Raw genomic sequence first — 17,666 nt, forward strand, 5'->3', positions numbered from 1 at the left:
GGTGTCTCGAACTGAGTAACGTGCTTCGAGGCTCTGGCTACACCCGCTGGCGTTTCCGCTAGGGACACATGTTTTGTGTGTCAGAGGACTTTATTAAAAAACTTCTCGTGGCTCCCAGCGCGCCTCCGGGCTGCAAACATAGGGTGAATTTGTGCCTATAATTTTACTACGAATGTAGTATTCTGACACTATAAATGTAGTAGAAGTTTGTGAGGATTCATGAGTTCGGCCAACGGTTCTCAAGCAGATGCGCCGAAGAAGCCGATTCGAGATCGGGTTCTTGATGCTGCCCTACGGATTCTTGGTGAACAAGGACTGCGTGCCCTGACCCACGCTCGAATCGATCAGGCCGCAGGACTGCCTCGAGGGTCTAGCTCAAATTATTTTCGGACCCGCAGGGCGTTGCTTGAGGGAGTGACGCAGTATCTCGCGCAGCAGGAGCAGGCTGATTTTGCCAGCGCCGCACCAGTGGTACAACGTGATCAGGCGATCGAGGCTTTTATCGGTATGCTCGAGGCGCAGGCCGGCCAGTATCGCTTTCGCACCATAGCTAGATACATCCTCTTTGTCGGGGCCGGTCATGATGAAGAATTATTGGCCCCCTTGATGCAAAACCGTTCCGGATTTGAGCAGTGGACCAACGCAATCTTGGCGGCACTGGGCGCAAAGCAGCCCGTTGAAGCCACTACGTTCTTCATGGCCACTATGGATGGCTTGTTATTACACCGTTTAACAATCGATCCTGATCTCGAGTTTGCGCCGCACGTTATTCGCGCACTTGACAGTTGTTTTCAAGAGTCCCACTGACCCCAGCGTATGCTGCATGCTGGACTAGTCACCCGACGATTGTCTTGGGGTCAGCGACGTATGGTGGCACAGCCAGCGATTGTCCTGCCATACAAAAATTTCGGTTGTCCATTCGTCGGCCGAGAAGGCTTTGCCTTGCCAGCGACCATGATTTCGTCCATGCGTCACCACAATGGCCACGTCATGTATGTGCTGAACTGATGTCACCTCGTGGGTCATTTCATCATGTTCCAGGTCACCGCTTTTGACGACCTCTAAAAAGCGATCAAGTGGAATGATGCCATTGGTATCTACTAGCTGCCAATCAGATGTGGTGAAGTGGCGAATTTTATCAGCATCATTTTCCACGATTGCCTGTGACCAGTCGTCCAGGAGTTTTTGAAAATCTGCTGGGCCAGACGGTGGTGGCGGTTGAGTTGAGATTTCCATTGCGAGTCCTTTCGATGCTGGGGTAAATCACTCGGCATGGACGGGGCTTCACCAATGATGATGTCAGCGTAACACTGCTGGTGGAACCTCGGGCAAGGTCTCAGATGTCTCGATGACCACTAGAAGCCAGCAAGCTGGCAATCGTGGACGCTGATTTCAAGCCTGATCCGCTTAAAAGTATGACCGTTTGGTCCGAGCCGCGGATGGTGCCCTGGTCAACCAGTTTCGTGTAGGCAGCCGCGGCAAGAGCACTGGTGGGCTCTACGAACAGACCGCGACGGCACAACTGCTGTAGTGCTTCGACGATCTCTGATTCGGTGATCGCCACCGATCCGCCGCTGGTGTCGCGAAGTGCTTCAACCATCTGGGCTAGGCGCAGCGGACGTGCGATAGACGTGCCTTCAGCAATAGTTGCTCGTATTTCGCGTTGCACCGGCTGGGTCGTATTTGCGGTGAAGCTCGCGTCAACTGGTGAACAATTCAGAGGTTGCGCGGCGAAAAGTTGCGGCATCTGCTCGATCTGTTGGGCTGCGAGTAATTCACTGAAACCAAGCCAACATCCCAACAAGCTGCTGCCAGCCCCGACTGGAACAATGACTTGATCCGGTGCCTGAAACCCCAGGTCCTCCCAAAGCTCGTAAGCCAAAGTCTTTGTTCCCTGAAGAAAGAAAGCTTGCCAATTGTGGCTAGCATAAAACACGTCGTTGTTGGCTTGACGAATGGCCTCATCCTGAGATGCTTCCCGAGGGCCCTCGACCAGTTGCACTTCAGCGCCAAAGGCATGAACCTGGGCAATCTTGCCCGGAGAGGTCGACGCAGGCGCAAGGATCTTCACGCTCAAACCCCCGGCCGCGCCGTATCCTGCCACCGAGGCACCTCCATTGCCGGAACTATCTTCCACCACGGATGTGATCCCTCGGTCACGTAAATACGACAGCATGACACTGGTGCCGCGATCCTTGAAGCTACCGGTCGGGTTCAGGTAGTCCAGTTTGAAGAAGGGATGCTGAGCAGTATGCCATTCATGCGCTACAAGCGGTGTTTTGCCTTCACCGATGGAGATGGGCTTGCTGATGGCTAGTGGCAGTGCGGCCTGATAGCGCCAAATGGAGTCGGCCGAATGGTTGAGGTCTGCCGGTGTCAGGCCGCTACCTGGTTCGATCCATAGTGGCCGACCTGCGTCAGATCGCCACCGAGGTTGATCAAGATCATACGAACTGCCGTCAACGGGATCACGATATACAGCCATGGCCTCATCCTAGGCTTTGATTGCCTTGTTAAGGTTCTGGGGGATTCCACTGATCTTCGTGAACCGTGATTTCCTGGGTCATCTCCTGCAAAAACCGTATGACCACGTCACGTTCGTCATGTGTGAGTCGAGCAGCGGCATGGAAACGTTTGGCCTGTTGTCGTCCAACGGTTTCAACAGCGGCTTCATAAGTTTCGTGGGTAATCGAGATGGCCAGAGCTCGTCGATCATGCGGATGCGGTGCGCGGATGATATGGCCGGCAGCTTCGAGGCGATCCAAGAGCTTGGTCGTGGAAGCGGTTGAAATATCCAGATGCACGGCGATGGCACCCGGCGTGGCGATGGTGCCAGTGTTCTGGGAGACGATGAGAAAATGCAGCGCTTTCATATCGGTTGATCCAAGCTTCATGTAGCGCTGGGACGCTTCGGTAAGCCGTTGTTCTGCTTCTCGCAGCTGCGCTAGAGCGGCCATGAGTTCACCGATGTGCTCGATGTCGGCGGCTGAATGGCCTGTGCGGTCAATCAGTCGAGCATTTGGGTCAGAGGCATCCAGTGCATAAAGATTTGATACACCCTGCGTTGGGTCCTCAGATTTTTCGACCATGAGGAAATATTGCTCCCATTCTTTGCTCGACCAAAATTAATTGCTAGATTAGCTAGTAATATATCTCAACTAACTACTTGACTGCTACGGCGGAGGCACCAATGGGAGCAATAGAACTCCGGTCGGCTCGCCCTGTATTGTGGCCTCGCGTTGCCAAGCCTACGGCAGTTTGGCATACCACACGGCAAAAACAACGAGACGAACACGAGCTGACTTTCCGAGAGATTGACCCTATAGCTTGCCTGTGGCATGTCTCGTTGAACAACCACACTGCGTTCGACCCGTAGCAACAACATGGACGCTTGCGCGTAGGAGCGAGCGGTTAGATCAGCCTTGAACCGCTCGCCAGCTACGTCGCTGGGCGTGCACAACATGCAAGTTTTGAAATCCAACCACCCACCTCGTCGAATGGACATCCGCATGCACCACGACTCGACCACTGCCGTCAACTCTCGGCAGGACGACCCTGAACCTCCCAACGGGCAGGCAAACCGACCACACCGTAGGGTTCCAAAGTGGTTACGCATTTTCTTGCCTGCCGTGTTGATTCTGATCTGGCTCACGGCAGCAGGCATTGGCGGCCCATATTTCGGGAAAGTCAATGAGGTCTCCTCCAACGATCAGACCACCTACCTGCCCGAATCGGCTGATGCGACACAGGTCCAGGAACTGCAAGATGAATTCACAGACTCCGACGGCATCCCAGCGGTGGTGCTCTTCGTTGCCGATGAGGAACTGACCGAAGAACAGTTAGGACAGATTGGCGACCAGCTGGCAGGTGTTCCAGAACTTGCCAACATCGAAGACGAGGTCTCGCCGCCTATCCCCTCAGATGATGGCCTTGCGGTGCAGGCTTTTGTGCCGATCAATTCCGACGCCGACATTGGTGATGTCGTTGCCACACTCGGTGACGAACTCCGAGCCGAGGCTCCAGATGGTGTGACCGTCTATGTCACCGGCCCAGCGGGCTTCAGTGCCGATCTCGGTGAAGCCTTCGCTGGTATCGATGGCCTATTGCTGGGCGTGGCACTGATTGCCGTGTTCATCATTTTGATCATTGTCTACCGATCGTTCTTGTTGCCGATCGCGGTGCTGTCAACGAGTATGTTTGCGTTGTGTGCCGCGCTACTGACGGTCTGGTGGCTGGCCAAATGGGAAATCATCCTGCTCAGTGGCCAGACTCAAGGCATTCTCTTTATTCTGGTGATTGGTGCTGCCACCGACTACTCGCTGTTGCTGGTCGCCCGCTATCGTGAAGAACTGCGGATCCACGAGGATAAATGGTCGGCAATCTGGGGAGCCATCAAAGGTGCGGTGGAACCTATCCTGGCATCCGGCAGTACCGTCATCGCAGGTTTGTTGATGTTGCTGCTCAGTGACTTGAAATCCAACAGTACCTTAGGCCCGGTAGCCTCGATCGGCATTGTCTTTGCCATGCTGTCTGCTTTGACTCTGCTACCGGCCATCCTGTTTGCCTTCGGTCGGGCAGCATTCTGGCCCAAACGCATTAAATACGATCCAGAAACGGTCGCCGCCGAACACGGTATTCCATTACAAGGCATTTGGCCGAAGATCGCTCGGAGGGTCCAGAAGCGCCCGCGCGTCATTTGGATTGTCACCACCCTGGTCTTGCTTGCCGGTGCTGCCTTCGTTCCGCAGCTCAAGGCCGACGGTGTGGCCCAATCAGAACTCGTGCTGGGTGCTTCCGAAGCTCGGGATGGACAACTAGCCCTCGGCGAGCACTTCCCAGGCGGATCCGGCAGCCCGGTTCAAATCATTGCGAGCGAGGACGAACTCGACGACGTCGCAAATGTGATGCTGGAGCATCCAGTCATTGAAGATGTCTCCATCACCAGCCAAGACTCACCAAGTGGCACCGCATCGGTGACCGCAGACGGTATCCAAGCCTTCGGCCCACCCGGAACCCCGGCACCTGAGCCAACTGTGGTTGAGGGTAACGTGTTGCTGCAAGGTACCATGTCAGTGCCTGCCGATTCCACCGAAGCATCCCAGACGGTGCGTGATCTGCGTGCTGATTTCGCCGACGCCGCTCCGAGCGCGATGGTTGGTGGCGTTACGGCGACCGATGTGGACACTATCGATGCGTCGATTCACGACCGCAACCTAATCATCCCAATTATTTTGGCGGTCATTTTTGTGATCTTGATGATTTTGTTGCGCTCCATTCTGGCGCCCGCGTTGCTGATTGCCACCACGGTGATCTCATTTGGTACCGCCATGGGCGTCTCGGCCTTGGTCTTCAACCACCTGTTCGACTTCCCCGGCGCTGATCCGGCCGTGCCACTGTACGGATTCGTCTTCTTGGTCGCGCTGGGTATTGATTACAACATCTTTTTGATGACCCGCGTCCGAGAGGAATCACTGAAACATGGCACCCGCGAAGGTGTGCTGCGTGGCCTGACCGTCACCGGTGGCGTTATTACCTCGGCGGGTGTGGTCCTGGCAGCAACGTTTGCGGCCCTGTCGGTTATCCCGATTCTGTTCTTAGTGCAGCTGGCCTTTATTGTTGCCTTCGGCGTGCTGCTCGATACCTTTATCGTCCGCTCGCTGCTTGTCCCCGCGCTGACCTACGACATCGGTCGTGCTATCTGGTGGCCATCCAAACTCAGTCGCAAACCTGGAAAACACCAGCAACGCGTAGAAGCCCAGTAACAACGATTCCTGCGGCCCTAACCACGCTGGCAATTCGGGCACCAGTACAGATCCCGTTCTGTATCTGCACTGGGACCGAGTTTTTCCAGCCGGACGGGGCCGCCACACCTTAAACATCCTTGACGTTCACGCCCGTAGACCCAGAAATTCGGATCATTACGAGCACGACGACGATCGGTCTGCGCCCGTGCCTGTTCCACCGCTGTGGCGACACGAACTCCAAAGGGGGCGTGTTCATCGGGGCGAACATCCACGGTGCGCCGTCGGGCTCTCTTGGGCGCTCGCGGTGGCACATTGATGCCCATAAGCTCTCTTGCCAACAGCACCAGTCCTATAAGTTGTTCGTTACTGAGCTCACTGACGCGACGATGCGGATTGATCCCGGCTAATAGCAACACTTCGCACCGATAAATATTGCCAATGCCCGACACCAGCCGTTGGTCCAACAGGGCAGTAGCGATGGGTTGGTCTTGGGCTGCGCGAAAGTTGTGTAACGACTGCGTTACCAGGTGGTCATACTGTGTTGGATCATTCCAGGCTTCATCCAGCAGATCTGGACCAAGGAATGCCAGGTACTGCCTGGCTTCTTCTGGTGAAAACATTTCTAGCTTGGCCAAGCTGTTGCCCACGACGGTATGTTCCTCAAATGCTAAAATGCAGCGCGTCCGATACGACGGTCGGGTATCAATGTGCCAAGCGCCGTCCATTCCCAAATGCGACACGATCACGAGGTGCTGGGATCCATCGGTCCTGTTCGCATCCGCGGCAATCGTGACTGAGAGGTATTTCGCATCGGTTCGGATATCCACTACGAACCAGCCTGCTAAATCCACCGTCGCCAAGTGTGGAACACGAAAGTCACTACGTTGGATGACCTGGTCTTGCATGACCGGCCGGAGCCGATGGGCTAACCGGACGAGGGAATCACCTTCGGGCATAGGGCACCGTTCCTGTCCATCGCTCGGGGGCGTTTGGGATAAATCTTAGCGATCCATCCGGTGCCATGGAGCCACGATGTTATTGCAGTGTCCATTCTCCGCAGCGCGAGGTTTCAAATGCCACGTCTGATGTCGCAATGGTGACGTAGGCAGTGCCTTCGACATTGTCATTGGCGATGATGTGTTCAAATTCGCCGCTGGTCCCCGATAGGCGCGCCCAGTAGCACCGACCACCGTCTGACCGGTAGGTACCCGGTTTGATGTCTTCGCCTACGAGATAGACGCCCGAACCCGGAATAGTATTTTCTTCGATTTCCGTTTCGGTGGCAGTGAGCGCTTCGTCGCGTTCATCAAGTTCAGATGCCAAGGTCTGCAGCTCTTCATCTCGAGTATCCAGTTCGCCACTGCGTTCATCCAACTCGCTGCTGCGCTGTTCAAGCTCTTCTTCGCGTTCATCAAGTATGGCCCGGCGCTCGTCCATATCCGCAGGTTCAACTTCGATTTCAACTTCTGTAGTGATGACTTCAGGTTCCGGTGTGCTGCCGTAACCGACCGCTCCACCAATACCAAGTGCTGCGACAATGCCAACGATCCAGGGCCATGTGCGAGGCTTCTTGGCGGATTGCATCTTGCCGGACGATTGCGGTCGCGGCGGGGGTGGGCCAGGGGTCAATGTCATGGTGTGTGTCTTTCAAAGGTGAGCGTGAGCGATTTCTGAGAGGGATTTATCAGACATCTCACAGCTAACATACAGGCTGGCCTCGCGGATTGATAGATATCGCGAGGTCAGCATAGATAGTGGCAAGCCTGTGGTATCTTCCTGATGATGGGAGAGAGCCAGTGAATCGTGATCGTTTGTGGGGTATGACCGCCGTACTTATTGCGGCGTTTTTGTGGGGGACCACCGGCACGGCGGCAACGTTTGCTCCCGACGTCGGGCCCCTAGCGGTCGGCGCTGCGGCACTTGGCATCGGCGGACTACTACAAGCCCTCGTGGCCGTCCCCGCGTTGCGCCGCTCTAGGCTGCATCTGCAAGCGCATTGGAAACTCGTAGCAACGGGTGCGGCAGCTGTCTTTGTGTATCCGCTGGCGTTTTATTCGTCAATGCATTTGGCCGGTGTCGCCATCGGCACGGTCATTTCATTGGCGTCAGCACCGTTGGCATCCGGTATTTTGGAACGGGTGGTTGATCGCCGTCGTCTGGGCAACTGGTGGTATCTGGCAGCTTTGCTGGGTGTCACCGGCAGTATCTTGTTAATTGTTTCTACCCAACGTGATGATGTGGCCGGTGGCGATGCTACTGCATTGGGTATCGGGTTAGGCCTGGTTGCGGCAGCGGCCTATGCGCTGTATTCCTGGGTTGTGCAGCGATTAATGCTCGACGGCGTTGGCCGAGCCGCTGCGATGGGTTCGGTATTTGGTCTGGGCGGAGCAAGCCTGGTGCCGGTGCTGCTGATCACCGGCGCACCGTTGCTGGCCACACCCGAGGCATTTGCGGTGGGCACTTATATGGCGCTGGTGCCGATGTTCTTAGGTTATGTAGCCTTCGGATTTGGCCTGTCGAAGATTCCGGCGAGTTCGGCGACGACCCTGACGCTGATTGAACCAGCCGTGGCCACGGTGTTGGCGGTGGTGATCGTTGGTGAACGGCTCACGGTCACCGGTTGGGTAGGACTGAGTATCTTTGGATTTGTGCTGCTCATCCTGGCGTTTAGCCCACAGCCGAGGCAACGAAACAACATGTCAGCCCGCCCCGCGCTGGTCAACCGCGATTGATAGAGTAATCCTGGATTCATCGCGAAAGTTGGGGACCCCCACATGCTCAAAAGCTGGCTGTTACTTCTCGGGGCTATTGTTGCCGAGGTTCTTGGCACCATGTGCTTGCGGGCAGCCGTCGATCAACCCATCTTCGCAATCGGGGTCGTCATCGGCTACGTTATTGCCTTCACCTTATTGGGGCTTGCATTGGGGCGAGGCATCCCCATAGGTATCGCATATGGGATCTGGGCTGCCGCCGGGGTCGCGCTGGTCGCGGTGCTGGGCGCCATTCTGTTCGGAGAAACCCTGAGTTTTATCGCGATCATCGGTATTGTCACGATCATGGCCGGGGTGTTCATCGTCCAAACCGGGCAACGTGATCCAAGTGCAGCCGAGGTGTTGGATTCATGAGTTGGCTGTTTTTATCGTTGTCCATCGTTTCCGAGATCATCGCAACCCTGAGCTTGCGTGCTTCAGATGGCTTTCGGAAGAAAATCTGGATCCTTCCGCTGGCCGTGTTCTACGCACTAGCGTTCTTTTTCCTTGCGGTCACGATCTCATACGGCATGCCGGTGGCCATTGCGTATGGCATCTGGTCTGCCGTTGGCGTTGCACTGATCGCCCTGCTGGCGCGCATCATCTGGAAAGAACCCCTGACCCCGCGCATGATCTTTGGTCTGGTCTTGATCATGGCCGGGGTGCTACTGGTCGAACTCGGTTAGGGGTACCAGGGAGATGCACTCATTGATTACGTGCTTTGAACGCCACCAAGTGTGGCTGTATCTGGGTGGTATTGCAGCAGGCGCGATCTTCGGGTTAGCCTTTTCCGCTGCTGCTTCGATGGCCGAAACGCTGATCTATCCGGCACTGGGCTTGCTGCTGTACGTCACCTTCGTGGGCATCCCGATCAGCAACTTCAAAGCCGCCGCCGCAATCCCACCATTTTTGGGCACAACATTCGTGCTGAATTTTTTGCTCGTTCCCGTCGTGGTTTTTCTGGTCTCACGCCTCGTGGCCCACGACCACGTGGTCCTTTTGGGTGTGTTAATTGTTCTGCTGACTCCGTGTATTGACTACGTCATTGTGTTTGCACAATTGGCCGGGGGCGATGCCAAAAGCTTGCTGGCTGCAGCACCCGTGCTCGTGGTTGTTCAGGTGCTCTTGCTACCGGTGTATCTCTGGTTGTTTCTCGGCGATCAATTCTTCGGCGTCGGGATCGTTGGACCATTGCTCCAGGCGTTTATTTGGATCATTCTTGTTCCACTGGTCGTCGCTGCTGTCACTCAACTGGCCGCTAAAAGGTGGGTATGGGTAGGGAGGGTCGAATCTGGCGGTACGGCTGTGATGGTGCCGCTCATGGTATTAACTTTGGCCATCGTGGTTGCATCGCAAATCTCTGCGGTACACGAGCGGGTCTTGGACTTGTTGTTGAGTATTCCGGTTTTTGTCCTGTTCGTGGCGCTGATGATACTCATCGGCTGGGGTGTGGCCCGGAGAACCAAGATGCAGGTACCGCAGCAACGTGCGCTGGTGTTCAGCGGAGTCACCAGGAATTCTTTGGTTGTTCTGCCAATCGTCTTGGCCCTGCCCGGTGACTACGCGCTGACCCCGCTGGTCGTTGTCACGCAAACTCTCGTGGAGTTATGCATCATGGTGGTCTGCATCCGGCTCATCCCAAGGCTCATACCGTTGCCAGCGCGTTAGCTACCGCGAGCTGCGCGAACCTGCTGCTGGATGGTGTCCATCACCGAAGCATCGGCCAGGGTGGTGGTGTCACCAATTTCCCGATCCTCGGCCAAATCTTTGAGCAGGCGCCGCATGATCTTACCCGAGCGTGTCTTGGGCAAGTCAGACACCACGGTGATTGAGCGCGGCGTGGCGATCGGCCCGATCGCCGCCCGCACATGATCACGCAACATCCCCACGACGTGGTTATGTTCCTTGGCGCTTTCTCGCAGAATCACAAACGCCTCAATGGCCTGACCGGTGGTTTCATCCTGGGCACCCACCACGGCGGCCTCTGCCACCATTGCGTGGGCCACCAGAGCAGATTCAATTTCAGCGGTGGACATCCGGTGCCCGGAAACATTGAGCACGTCATCGACGCGTCCCAGCACCCAAATATCGCCGTCTTGATCGTATTTCGCGCCGTCGCCGGCAAAATACACACCCGGATACTGCGACCAATAGGTGTTCTTATAGCGCTCTTCATCACCCCATAGCGTGCGCAGCATGCCCGGCCAGGGTTCGGTAATCACCAGATACCCGCCGTTGCCGGGCTCTACCGAGTTGCCGGCCTCATCATAAATATCGGCGGTGATCCCGGGTAGGGCACGCATTGCGGCCCCGGGTTTGGTTGCGGTGACCCCGGGCAGGGCACTAATGAGAATGTGCCCGTTTTCGGTCTGCCACCACGTATCAACAATCGGGCACGTATTCTGACCGATGTGCTCGCGGTACCACATCCAGGCTTCGGGGTTGATCGGTTCGCCCACACTGCCCAGCAGCCGAAGCGAGGACAAATCATATTCGGCCGGGATATCACGGCCCCAACGCATAAACGTGCGAATACTGGTGGGGGCACAGTACAGGATGGTCACTCCGTATTTTTGCACGATCTCCCACCAGCGACCCCGGTGCGGAGTATCCGGGGTACCCTCATACAGCACCGAGGTGGTGGCATTGGCCAGTGGCCCATAGACAATATAGGAGTGCCCGGTGACCCAGCCGATGTCGGCGGCCGTCCAGTAAATATCGGTCTCGGGTTTAATATCAAACACCGCCCAGTGGGTATAGGCCACCCCGACCATGTACCCGCCCGTGGTGTGCATAATGCCCTTGGGTTTGCCTGTGGTGCCCGAGGAGTACATGATGTACAGCGGGTGTTCGGCGTCAAAAAATTCTGGTTCGTGCGTCTCGGATTGTTTATCGACGACGTCGTGCCACCACTGGTCGCGATCGTTGTGCCAGTCAATCTCCTGGCCGGTGCGTTTGACCACCAGTACGGTGTGGACTTCGGGGATGTCTTCTAGAGCCTTATCCACCGTGGCTTTCAGCGCATTGGTTTTGCCCCGGCGGTAGCCGCCGTCGGAGGTGATGACCACTTCCACCCCGCAGTCGCGCACCCGGTCGGCAATGGCCTTATCCGAAAAACCACCGAAAATCACGGTGTGTGGTGCTCCGATTCGGGCGCAGGCCAGCATTGCAAACACGGTTTCGGGAAGCATGGGCATGTAGATGGCCACGCGGTCGCCGGTTTTTACGCCCAGTTCAATCAGCGCGTTGGCGGCTTTGGAAACTTCGCGCAGCAGATCGTGATAGGTAATGGTGCGGGTGTCGCCGCCTTCACCCTCGAAATAGTAGGCGACCCGGTCGCCCATGCCGGCTTCGACGTGGCGGTCCACGCAGTTATATGCCGCATTGAGTTTGCCGCCGGTAAACCATTTGGCAAACGGGGCATCCGACCAATCTAAGACGTCATCGAATGCGGTGTCCCAGCTGATGCGCTGGGCCTGGTCTGCCCAGAAGCCCAACCGGTCGGCATCGGCCTGGTCGTAGAGCTTGGCGGTGGCATTGGCTTGGGCCGCAAATTCGCCGGGTGGATCAAAGCTGCGGTCTTCGTGGCTGAGTTCGCGGATCGTGGGGTTTTCGGCCATCATCTGCTCCTTGAGACTGCGGTCCCGAGGAGCACATTGCCACTGCAGTCAGCGGCTGGGTGGGGGTTATTGGGTACTCCACGAGACGTGTGCAACGGTGAGGTAGTGCTGATTAGTACCCTACGTGTGGTTTCGACGGTGCCACAAGGGCCGGTGAGCTTTTTCGTTCCCGTCAGGGGTCAAGTTGTGGGTCGGGTAGCGGCATAATGCGGCGTTCGCCGACGGGCTGTCAGGTATTCACGACCAGGGTGGCGAGTCGGGCCTCTTCGGTACAGGCTTGTGGGGCGTCGGGCAATGTGCCTTCGATGACGGTGATGGCGATCTCTTGGTTGGTTTCTGCCACCTCGTAGCGCGAACCGAAGCACCGGTGCGTGCCGGCCCAAAAAGCGACACGAACTTTCGTTTCGCCGATGACTTCGGCGGTGTCCCAGACCACGACGCGTTCTTGCGTCAGATCATCGCGGGGTATCTCGTCCTTGGGTTGTCCCGGTTGCGTGGCGCCTGGGTCGTTATTGATTGGGGACGTGACCGGGTGATCGGGGCTACTGCACCCGGACAGCGCCAGACCCAGCACCGCGGCGAGCAACACTGTGCCGCGGAGGAGGCCTTGGTGCTGTAGCCGACGCATCGTCGTCACCGGGCCGTAGCAGCGTGCTGGCCAAGAACCCGCAGCGTGGTTTTCACGAGCTGTTCGAAGGCGTCGTCATCGAGTGGATCCGGGAAGGTAAAGCGCAGCGCGGTGACCGCCACATCCGGGTCATAGCCCATGGCCAATAGGATGCCGGAGGGCTCTTTCTTCCCTGCCGAACAGGCCGAACCGGAGGAGGCAGCAATGCCGGCTACGTCCAGGTCGACCAGCATGGATTCACCGGAGAAGCCCTCGATGACGAACGATGCGTGATGTGGGGTGCGTTCAGTGGGATGGCCAGTGAGCTTGGCTCCGGGAATCGCCTGGGTGATGCGCTGAACAAACTCATCGCGCTGAGCCATCATCGCTTGGGCGCGGGTACCAGCGGTTGGCATGACCGCAGCTACAGCTGCACCAAAGCCGGCGATCGCTGCCAGGTTCTCGGTGCCGGCCCGGTGCCCGGATTCCTGCCCGCCTCCGTGTAACAGGGGCTCAAATGCAATGCCGCTGCGAATCATCAGCGCCCCGGCGCCCTGGGGGCCACCGAATTTATGTGAGGCCACGGACATCGCATCGACGGCGGAGCCGGGCCATTGGTCGGCTGCGAAACTCACGGGCAGGCAGGCTGCGGCTTGGACGGCGTCGGTATGCATAACGGCACCGACGGCTCGGGCAGCCTGGGCGATCCGGTCAATGGATTGCACCGTGCCGATCTCACCGTTGGCCAGGCCGATGGAGACCAGCGTGGTGTCAGGGCGGATTGCTGCGATGGCAGCGGCTTGATCCACGCGACCCATTGAGTCCACCCCGATTTCGGTGATCTCAAAACCACCAACGCGAGCCAGGAACTCACATGATTTTCGAATGGAAGAGTGTTCGATGGCCGTGGTGACAATGTGTTTGCCGCGCGGGGTGGCGGTCGCAATACCCTTGAGCGCCAAGTTATTGGCCTCGGTGCCCCCGGCGGTAAACACGACTTCCGCTGCGCGTGCCCCAAACGCTTGGGCAACTTGTTGGCGGGCATGCATCAGGGTCGCCTTGGCCGTTTTCCCCGGCGTGTGCACCGAAGAAGCGTTGCCAGGTCCGCGCTCTAACACCGCCAGCATGGCGTGCCTGGCTTCGGGCCGCAACGGGGCAGTAGCGGCGGCATCGAGGTAGAACATCAGACAGCATCCAATCCAAGATCAAGCGCGGTAGCACCGTGGGTGAGGGCCCCAACGGAAATAATATCCACGCCAGTTTCAGCAATTGCTGCCACCGTATCAAGATTCACTCCACCCGAGGCCTCGGCGATGCAGCGCCCCGCAATGTATTCCACGCCAGCACGGAGATCCTCCAGGGAAAAATTGTCGAGCAAAATCCCGGTGACCCCCGCCGCGAGCACCGGTTGGATCTGGGCCAGTTCATCGACTTCGACAATGATCGGTGTTGTATGCCCCACGGAGGCTTTGACCGTACAGATCGCGGCGGTGAGCCCCTCGCCGTGGGTGGCGCCCAAGGCTGCCAGGTGATTGTCTTTGAGCATGATCGCATCCGAGAGACTAAACCGGTGATTCACTCCGCCCCCGGCGACCACAGCGTGTTTTTCCAGCGCTCGCAGCCCGGGGGTGGTTTTGCGGGTATCGGCGATACGAGCCTGAGCTGCAACCGTGGCAACCTGGTTGACGAATAGCGAGGTCAATGTCGCGATGCCACTGAGGCGCTGAGTGAAGTTCAAAGCCACGCGTTCGGCGGTCAAAATGCCTGCGGCCGGGCCGGAGACCGAGGCCAGTACGGTGCCGGTGGTAAAGCTGGTGCCGTCGTCGAGCAGATCGGTCACCATAATGTTTGCGTCCACCTGGCGGAAGGTCTCAACCAGCACCGCACCGCCAGCAAAGACCCCAGGTTCGCGAGCAACGAGCTGGGCGTGAAATGGCATGCTGGCTGGGATGGAGGCGGCCACGGTGGCATCACCCCACGGGGTATCCTCGGCGAGCGCACGGGCTACCGCATCGCTGATGAGTTTAGGCGTCAACATGAACAGGGGTCTCCTTGGTCCGTGTGGTTTGTGTCTGATCATCGGATTCAGACGGCGCAGTGGTCAGGCGCCAGGCGGTTCGACACGCCCGGGTGGGGTCTTGGGCTGGGAAGTCGGCGCGCCAGTGTCCGCCGCGGGATTCGGTGCGTCGTAGGGCGGCGGTTGCCATGACCCGCACGAGATCACCCATTGGGTGGCGAATCGTTTCAAGCTGCCTCAACGCTGCGTTCAGATCAGCTTCGGTGCGGGTAATCCCAAGGTGAGTATCGACTACCTGTTGCAGCTTGCGCAGCTGCTGTGGCGAATCGATGCGCGGTGTCGTGGCTCCTGCAACCTCGGTAGCGGTTGCGACCAGTTTGCTGAACCCTGCATCGGGCTGCCAACGAGCGCTGGCAGTGTCGGCGCAGGCGGCGCCGGCGGCACGAGTACCGAACACGAGCCCTTCTAACAGTGAATTTGAGGCCAGGCGATTGGCGCCGTGGAAACCCGTTGACGCTACCTCACCGGCAGCATATAGACCGGCCACTGACGTTCGGCCCGCAGTATCCGTAGCCACCCCGCCCATACAATAGTGCGCCGCTGGGGCCACTGGCACCTGCTCGCAACTCCAGTCAATCCCTAGGACCGTCAGTGCTTGGGTGAGCACTGGAAAACGTCGGGCCAGGGTGCCAGGCCCGTGGCGCTGTTCGATCACCGTGGCATCCAGCCACACCGACGACGTACCAACGTGTCGCATGACTTGGGCACTGGCTCGGGAGACGACGTCGCGGGGTGCCAGTTCGGCATCTGGATGCGCTGCCGGCATGAAGCGCTTGCCGGTGGGATCCCGCAGCACGGCGCCGGCACCGCGAACCGCTTCGGAGATCAGCTGACCGGTCCCCGGAATAACGGTGGGATGGAATTGTACAAATTCCATATCGGCTAATACCGCCCCGGCACGGGCAGCAGCCAGCACACCGTGGCCGGTGATTGCTGCTGAGGAGGACGTGTTGGAATACAGGCCGGCGAATCCTCCGGTTGCCAGAATCATCGCCTCGGCGCCAAGCCGTGTAGAACCACCGGGAAGGCGCACGGTGAGACCGCAGACGTGGTTCGCCGCAGTATGAATGTGCTGCAGGCTGGCTTGTTCCACCAACTGCACCGCACCGGCATCAATATGGTGTTGGACCTGCGCGGTCAAAAACCTCGACAGGGCAGCACCGGTACTATCTTCACCGGCGTGCACCACGCGTGATGTGCTGTGGGCAGCCTCGAGACCGAAAGCTAAGGTGCCATCGGCATTCCGGTCGGCGGCAAAGCCGGCCTCCAGCAGGTCACGCATCCGCTGTGCGCCCTCGGTTGCCACGAACTGAGCGATTAGTGGATCCACCAAACCGGCGCCGGCCCGTATGGTGTCGGCGGCATGCAGTGCTGGCGTGTCATCGGCACCCAGGGCTGCGGCAATGCCACCTTGGGCCAGGGCGGTGTTTCCCGCTGAGATGGCATCATGGCCAAACCGTCCGGCGGTTACCAGGGTGACGTCGGCGCCGGCTTTGACCAGGCGATTGACCGCCGTCAGACTGGCGACGCCTGCGCCAACAACGACGATCACGGCCGAGCCGCCAACATGCGTTCCAGTGCGACCTCGGCATCGGCCGCCACCGTCGGCTCAACCGAAATCTGGTTCGGGATCTGACCGGCAACGAGTGCTTCTAATACCCAGGCCAGATAGGCCGGATGGATGCGGTACATCGTTGAGCACGGACACACTACCGGATCCAGGCAGAAGATGGTCATCTCTGGGTGTTGGGCTTGCAAGCGGTTGACCAGGTTGATTTCGGTGCCCACGGCAAAGACATCACCGGGTTTGCCGGCTTCGATGGCTTTGCGGATGTATTCGGTGGAGCCGACGCCGTCAGCGGCTTCGACCACCGGGGCCGGGCATTCCGGGTGCACAATGACCTGAACGTTGTCAAAGTCAGCACGCGCTTTGTTGATCTGGGCGACGGTGAAGCGTTTGTGTACCGAACAAAACCCATTCCACAAAATGACTTTGGCATCGATGAGTTGCTGTTGGGTATTGCCACCCAGGGGCAAATAGGGGCGCCACAGCGGCATCTGCTCTTCGGTCATGCCCATTGCCTTAGCGGTGTTTCGTCCCAGGTGCTGATCGGGGAAGAAGATGACGCGCTTGCCGCGTTCAAAAGCCCATTCCAACACGGTGGCGGCATTTGATGAGGTGCACACAATGCCTCCGTTGCGACCACAGAACGCCTTGATCGCAGCAGAAGAGTTCATATACGTCACCGGGATGAGCTCGGCCTGGTCGTCGTCTGAGGTTCCAAGCACGGTGGTGAGTTGTTCCCAGGCCTCTTCGACTTGGTCAATCGTGGCCATATCGGCCATGGAACAACCGGCCGCCAGGTTTGGCAGGATCACCGACTGGTGATTTTGCGACAGAATATCGGCGGTTTCTGCCATGAAGTGGACACCACAGAATACGAATGCTTCAGCTTCCGGATGGTCTTTGGCCGCTTGGGCCAGCATGAATGAGTCGCCCACAAAATCAGCGTATTTGACGATCTCATCGCGCTGATAAAAGTGCCCCAGGATTTTTAGGCGATCCCCAAGCGTGGCTTTGGCCGCGGTGATGCGTGCATCAAGTTCAGATTCGGAGGCCTGCGTGTACTCGGGTGGAATCGGACCCTGGTGCGGGGTCGTGGGCGGGGCGACGTCGTCGGTTGATGCTCCAGGACCGTAACCCTGTTGGCGGTCAATGTGCCAGGGCTCGGTGGTCAACTGACTGTCGCACGTGGTGGTGATGTCCGCGGGAACACCAACGGCAATGGTGTCGCCTAATGCGGTGCGGTTGCGCTGTTCGGCACCGGCTGCTGAGGCAATGAGATTAGCTACGCTCGTCATGAGACT

17 protein-coding genes are annotated in these 17,666 nt (G+C 58.1%); 6 read left to right on the forward strand and 11 right to left on the reverse strand.

Features of this window, described 5'->3' with window-relative positions; translation table 11 throughout:
- Window positions 1-219 precede the first annotated feature (219 nt).
- On the forward strand, window positions 220-807 hold the full coding sequence (locus A6F49_RS10035) for a TetR/AcrR family transcriptional regulator (RefSeq protein WP_043056777.1): 588 nt from the start codon (window positions 220-222) through the stop codon (window positions 805-807).
- A 24-nt stretch (window positions 808-831) separates the two neighbouring features.
- Here the strand turns inward: A6F49_RS10035 and A6F49_RS10040 are convergent, their stop codons facing one another.
- The 3 genes from A6F49_RS10040 to A6F49_RS10050 all read right to left on the reverse strand — a co-directional run bounded on the left by A6F49_RS10040 (window position 832) and on the right by A6F49_RS10050 (window position 3,089).
- Window positions 832-1,236, reverse strand: a complete 405-nt coding sequence (locus tag A6F49_RS10040; protein WP_043056778.1) for a nuclear transport factor 2 family protein — start codon at window positions 1,234-1,236, stop codon at window positions 832-834.
- 100 nt (window positions 1,237-1,336) lie between these two features.
- Complete coding sequence (locus tag A6F49_RS10045; RefSeq protein ID WP_043056779.1) at window positions 1,337-2,485, reverse strand: threonine synthase; 1,149 nt, start codon at window positions 2,483-2,485, stop codon at window positions 1,337-1,339.
- 28 nt (window positions 2,486-2,513) lie between these two features.
- Window positions 2,514-3,089 carry a MarR family winged helix-turn-helix transcriptional regulator gene (locus A6F49_RS10050; RefSeq protein ID WP_043056780.1) on the reverse strand — a complete coding sequence of 192 codons (576 nt, stop codon included), beginning with the start codon at window positions 3,087-3,089 and terminating at the stop codon, window positions 2,514-2,516.
- A gap of 420 nt (window positions 3,090-3,509) precedes the next feature.
- Here A6F49_RS10050 and A6F49_RS10055 point away from each other — a divergent pair, with 420 nt between their 5' ends.
- Window positions 3,510-5,762, forward strand: coding sequence for an MMPL family transporter (locus tag A6F49_RS10055; RefSeq protein ID WP_043056845.1), 2,253 nt, complete (start codon window positions 3,510-3,512; stop codon window positions 5,760-5,762).
- A gap of 17 nt (window positions 5,763-5,779) precedes the next feature.
- Here A6F49_RS10055 and A6F49_RS10060 read toward each other — a convergent pair whose 3' ends face one another.
- A complete protein-coding gene (locus A6F49_RS10060; protein WP_043056781.1) occupies window positions 5,780-6,700 on the reverse strand; it encodes a DNA-formamidopyrimidine glycosylase family protein in 921 nt (306 codons plus the stop codon).
- 79 nt (window positions 6,701-6,779) lie between these two features.
- Window positions 6,780-7,379, reverse strand: a complete 600-nt coding sequence (locus tag A6F49_RS10065) for a hypothetical protein (RefSeq protein ID WP_052504664.1) — start codon at window positions 7,377-7,379, stop codon at window positions 6,780-6,782.
- A 161-nt stretch (window positions 7,380-7,540) separates the two neighbouring features.
- On the opposite strand from A6F49_RS10065, the gene A6F49_RS10070 reads away from it, so the two are divergent.
- From A6F49_RS10070 to A6F49_RS10085, 4 genes are read left to right on the forward strand one after another with little or no spacing between them, the layout of a single operon-like run.
- Window positions 7,541-8,476 carry a DMT family transporter gene (locus tag A6F49_RS10070; RefSeq protein ID WP_043056782.1) on the forward strand — a complete coding sequence of 312 codons (936 nt, stop codon included), beginning with the start codon at window positions 7,541-7,543 and terminating at the stop codon, window positions 8,474-8,476.
- A 42-nt stretch (window positions 8,477-8,518) separates the two neighbouring features.
- Window positions 8,519-8,869 (forward strand): DMT family transporter, encoded by a 351-nt coding sequence (locus A6F49_RS10075; protein WP_043056783.1) that lies wholly within the window; start codon window positions 8,519-8,521, stop codon window positions 8,867-8,869.
- Complete coding sequence (locus tag A6F49_RS10080; protein ID WP_043056784.1) at window positions 8,866-9,180, forward strand: DMT family transporter; 315 nt, start codon at window positions 8,866-8,868, stop codon at window positions 9,178-9,180. Before A6F49_RS10075 ends, A6F49_RS10080 begins: the two co-directional genes overlap by 4 nt.
- A gap of 13 nt (window positions 9,181-9,193) precedes the next feature.
- Entirely contained in the window at window positions 9,194-10,162 is a 969-nt protein-coding gene (locus A6F49_RS10085) for an arsenic resistance protein (protein WP_043056785.1), read from the forward strand.
- On the opposite strand, the gene acs is transcribed toward A6F49_RS10085, so the two are convergent.
- The 6 genes from acs to nadA all read right to left on the reverse strand — a co-directional run bounded on the left by acs (window position 10,159) and on the right by nadA (window position 17,660).
- Window positions 10,159-12,117, reverse strand: coding sequence for an acetate--CoA ligase (gene acs / locus A6F49_RS10090; RefSeq protein WP_201120288.1), 1,959 nt, complete (start codon window positions 12,115-12,117; stop codon window positions 10,159-10,161). The genes A6F49_RS10085 and acs overlap by 4 nt on opposite strands.
- A 226-nt stretch (window positions 12,118-12,343) precedes the next feature.
- Window positions 12,344-12,742: a hypothetical protein gene (locus tag A6F49_RS10095; protein ID WP_082911722.1), complete on the reverse strand. Its 399-nt coding sequence runs from the start codon at window positions 12,740-12,742 to the stop codon at window positions 12,344-12,346.
- A 5-nt stretch (window positions 12,743-12,747) separates the two neighbouring features.
- The gene (locus A6F49_RS10100; RefSeq protein WP_043056787.1) at window positions 12,748-13,905 is read right to left on the reverse strand and encodes a cysteine desulfurase family protein; all 1,158 of its coding nucleotides are present in this window, start codon (window positions 13,903-13,905) and stop codon (window positions 12,748-12,750) included.
- A complete protein-coding gene (nadC, locus tag A6F49_RS10105; RefSeq protein ID WP_043056788.1) occupies window positions 13,905-14,759 on the reverse strand; it encodes a carboxylating nicotinate-nucleotide diphosphorylase in 855 nt (284 codons plus the stop codon). Before nadC ends, A6F49_RS10100 begins: the two co-directional genes overlap by 1 nt.
- Window positions 14,746-16,350 carry an L-aspartate oxidase gene (locus A6F49_RS10110; protein ID WP_043056789.1) on the reverse strand — a complete coding sequence of 535 codons (1,605 nt, stop codon included), beginning with the start codon at window positions 16,348-16,350 and terminating at the stop codon, window positions 14,746-14,748. The genes nadC and A6F49_RS10110 overlap by 14 nt, the downstream gene beginning before the upstream one ends.
- On the reverse strand, window positions 16,347-17,660 hold the full coding sequence (gene nadA, locus A6F49_RS10115) for a quinolinate synthase NadA (protein WP_082911723.1): 1,314 nt from the start codon (window positions 17,658-17,660) through the stop codon (window positions 16,347-16,349). The genes A6F49_RS10110 and nadA overlap by 4 nt, the downstream gene beginning before the upstream one ends.
- Between the last annotated feature and the right edge of the window lie 6 nt (window positions 17,661-17,666).

This window comes from Enteractinococcus helveticum (assembly GCF_001657475.1).
Classification (GTDB): Bacteria; Actinomycetota; Actinomycetes; order Actinomycetales; family Micrococcaceae; genus Yaniella; species Yaniella helvetica.

Excerpts from the sequence above, each read along its gene's own strand:
- A6F49_RS10035 (WP_043056777.1), top strand. The coding sequence starts at position 220 with ATGAGTTCGGCCAACGGTTCTCAAGCAGATGCGCCGAAGAAGCCGATT.
- A6F49_RS10040 (WP_043056778.1), bottom strand. The coding sequence starts at position 1,236 with ATGGAAATCTCAACTCAACCGCCACCACCGTCTGGCCCAGCAGATTTT.
- A6F49_RS10045 (WP_043056779.1), bottom strand. The coding sequence starts at position 2,485 with ATGGCTGTATATCGTGATCCCGTTGACGGCAGTTCGTATGATCTTGAT.
- A6F49_RS10050 (WP_043056780.1), bottom strand. The coding sequence starts at position 3,089 with ATGGTCGAAAAATCTGAGGACCCAACGCAGGGTGTATCAAATCTTTAT.
- A6F49_RS10055 (WP_043056845.1), top strand. The coding sequence starts at position 3,510 with ATGCACCACGACTCGACCACTGCCGTCAACTCTCGGCAGGACGACCCT.
- A6F49_RS10060 (WP_043056781.1), bottom strand. The coding sequence starts at position 6,700 with ATGCCCGAAGGTGATTCCCTCGTCCGGTTAGCCCATCGGCTCCGGCCG.
- A6F49_RS10065 (WP_052504664.1), bottom strand. The coding sequence starts at position 7,379 with ATGACATTGACCCCTGGCCCACCCCCGCCGCGACCGCAATCGTCCGGC.
- A6F49_RS10075 (WP_043056783.1), top strand. The coding sequence starts at position 8,519 with ATGCTCAAAAGCTGGCTGTTACTTCTCGGGGCTATTGTTGCCGAGGTT.
- A6F49_RS10080 (WP_043056784.1), top strand. The coding sequence starts at position 8,866 with ATGAGTTGGCTGTTTTTATCGTTGTCCATCGTTTCCGAGATCATCGCA.
- A6F49_RS10085 (WP_043056785.1), top strand. The coding sequence starts at position 9,194 with ATGCACTCATTGATTACGTGCTTTGAACGCCACCAAGTGTGGCTGTAT.
- acs (WP_201120288.1), bottom strand. The coding sequence starts at position 12,117 with ATGATGGCCGAAAACCCCACGATCCGCGAACTCAGCCACGAAGACCGC.
- A6F49_RS10095 (WP_082911722.1), bottom strand. The coding sequence starts at position 12,742 with ATGCGTCGGCTACAGCACCAAGGCCTCCTCCGCGGCACAGTGTTGCTC.
- A6F49_RS10100 (WP_043056787.1), bottom strand. The coding sequence starts at position 13,905 with ATGTTCTACCTCGATGCCGCCGCTACTGCCCCGTTGCGGCCCGAAGCC.
- nadC (WP_043056788.1), bottom strand. The coding sequence starts at position 14,759 with ATGTTGACGCCTAAACTCATCAGCGATGCGGTAGCCCGTGCGCTCGCC.
- nadA (WP_082911723.1), bottom strand. The coding sequence starts at position 17,660 with ATGACGAGCGTAGCTAATCTCATTGCCTCAGCAGCCGGTGCCGAACAG.